Origin of the sequence: Microvirga pakistanensis (genome assembly GCF_004458765.1) — a bacterium.
GTDB lineage: Bacteria > Pseudomonadota > Alphaproteobacteria > Rhizobiales > Beijerinckiaceae > Microvirga > Microvirga pakistanensis.
This window is the reverse complement of record NZ_SPJX01000039.1, coordinates 1-223: the sequence shown is the minus strand read 5'-3', so window position 1 is coordinate 223 and position 223 is coordinate 1. Positions and strand designations below refer to the sequence as shown.

Annotated in this window: 1 pseudogene; it reads left to right on the top strand. The window is 56.1% G+C overall.

Annotated features, from left to right (window positions below):
• Positions 1–145 precede the first annotated feature (145 nt).
• Positions 146–223 (top strand): annotated as a pseudogene (locus tag E4K09_RS30000) (molecular chaperone); the annotation flags it as partial.

Here is a 223-nt window from a genome sequence, read left to right as displayed (position 1 = left end):
CCCGGTTGGGCGAGCCTCTTGAATGCAAACGTATCTATTCCCACATGGAAGCCGTGACGGCCAGACGGCGTCACGAGACCCAGATCCAGCCTCAAGAGAGGTGGATCTTCAGGAGATGCATGTTGCTTCTGAAGGAGGATATGCCATGCGACAGTTCGATCTTGCTCCCCTGTACCGCAACACGGTCGGTTTCGACCGTCTGTTCTCGATGCTCGACCAGATG